General features: G+C 64.7%; 2 protein-coding genes. Both read right to left on the minus strand.

Features of this window, described 5'->3' with window-relative positions; genetic code table 11:
* A partial coding sequence (locus ACFOMF_RS04070; protein ID WP_386361506.1) for a sodium ion-translocating decarboxylase subunit beta occupies nt 1–1,119 on the minus strand: 1,119 nt, incomplete at its 3' end.
* Nucleotides 1,120–1,129: 10 nt separating this feature from the next.
* Nucleotides 1,130–1,990: biotin/lipoyl-containing protein (locus tag ACFOMF_RS04075; protein WP_386361508.1), on the minus strand; the 861-nt coding region annotated here is incomplete at its 5' end.

Below are 1,990 nucleotides of genomic sequence, written 5' to 3' on the forward strand. Positions count from 1 at the left end.
CAGGATACCCGCTGCCACCGCCGAGCCGATCACACCGGCCACGTTGGGCCCCATGGCATGCATCAGCAGGAAGTTCTGCGGGTTGGCCTCGAGCCCGACCTTGTTGGCGACCCGGGCGGCCATGGGCACGGCCGAGACGCCAGCCGCGCCGATCAGCGGATTCACCTTCTGCTTGCTGAACAGGTTCATCAGCTTGGCCATGAGCACGCCAGATGCCGTACCGCCGGCAAAGGCGACGATGCCGAGCAGCATGATGCCGAGGGTCTTCAGTTGCAGGAAGGCTTCCGCCGAGAGCTTGGAACCCACGGCGAGCCCCAGGGCGATGGTGACGATGTTGATCAGCGCATTGCGTGAGGTATCGGCCAGGCGGTCGACGACGCCGCATTCGCGCAGCAGGTTGCCGAAGGCGAACATGCCCACCAGCGGCGCGGCATCGGGCAACAACAGGGCCACCAGAAGAGCCAGCATCAGCGGGAACACGATCTTCTCGGTCTGACTGACCGGCCTGAGCTGGGTCATGGTGATCGCCCGCTCCTGCTGGGTGGTCAACGCACGCATGATCGGCGGCTGGATCAGCGGCACCAGCGCCATATACGAGTAGGCTGCAACGGCGATGGGCCCCAGCAGGTCCGGCGCCAGCCTGGCGGTGACGAAGATCGAGGTCGGCCCGTCAGCCCCACCGATGATGGCGATGGAGGCCGCTTCGGCCAAGGTGAAATCCATACCCGGCACGCCAAAGGCAGTCAGAGCCAGTGCCCCGAGCAAGGTACCGAAGATACCGAACTGAGACGCGGCCCCCAGCAGCAAGGTCTTGGGGTTGGCAATCATAGGACCGAAATCGGTCATCGCCCCGACGCCCAGGAAGATCAGCAGCGGGAAGACCCCGGTGGGCAGCCCGACCTCGTAGAAGACGTGCAGAATGCCCGACCCCTCGGCCAGGTTGGCCACCGGAATGTTGGCCAGAATGCCGCCAAAGCCGATGGGAATCAGCAGCAGTGGCTCGAAGCCTTTGCGGATGGCCAGATAGACGAGGCCCAGGCAGACCAGGATCATGAAGATCTGGCCCAGCTCGATGTGGTACAGGCCCGTACTGAGCCACAGTCTGTTCAGGATTTCCATGGTCGGCTCCTCAGGCGATGGTCAGCAGGGTGTCACCCACTGCCACCGCGTCGCCGACCTTGACGTCGACGCTACCGATGGTGCCGGCCTTGAAGGCACGGATCTCGGTTTCCATCTTCATCGCTTCGAGGATCATCACCAGATCCCCCTCCTGCACCATCTGGCCGGGCTTGGCCATGACCTTGAAGATGTTGCCAGCCAGCGGTGCACGCTGCGGATCACCTTCACCGGCTGCGACTGGAGCAGCAGCGGTCGTGGCCGCGGCACCGTTACCGCTGACAGGCTTGAGCCCCTCGATGTCACCCCCCTCGCCGACCTGCACGACAAACGACTTGCCATTGACCTCCACGGTGTACACCTCGGGCTTGCCCGGTTCGCGGGCGGGCACCTCGTTACCGGTCGGGGCCGGCTCGAAGGCATCGGGGTTGCCGCGGTTCTCCAGGAATTTCAGGCCGATCTGCGGAAACAGCGCGTAGGTGAGCACGTCGTCGATTTCGTCCGCGGCGAGCTTGAAGCCTTTCTGCTGCGCCAGGCCCTTGAGTTCGGCGGTCAGCTTGTCCATTTCCGGCTCGAGCAGGTCGGCCGGACGGCAGGTGATGGCTTTGGCGCCGTCCAGGACCCGCGCCTGCAGCGCGGCATTGAACGGTGCCGGCGCGGCGCCGTACTCGCCCTTGAGCACGCCGGCGGTTTCCTTGGTGATGGACTTGTAGCGCTCGCCGGTGAGGATATTGATCACCGCCTGGGTGCCGACGATCTGCGAGGTGGGCGTCACCAGCGGGATGAAGCCGAGGTCCTCGCGCACCCGTGGGATCTCCTCCAGCACCTGGTCGAACTTGTCCTGGGCGCCCTGCTCCTTGAGCTGGCTTTCCAT

Source organism: Stutzerimonas tarimensis, from assembly GCF_042648805.1.
In the GTDB taxonomy this organism is placed as follows: Bacteria; Pseudomonadota; Gammaproteobacteria; order Pseudomonadales; family Pseudomonadaceae; genus Azomonas; species Azomonas tarimensis.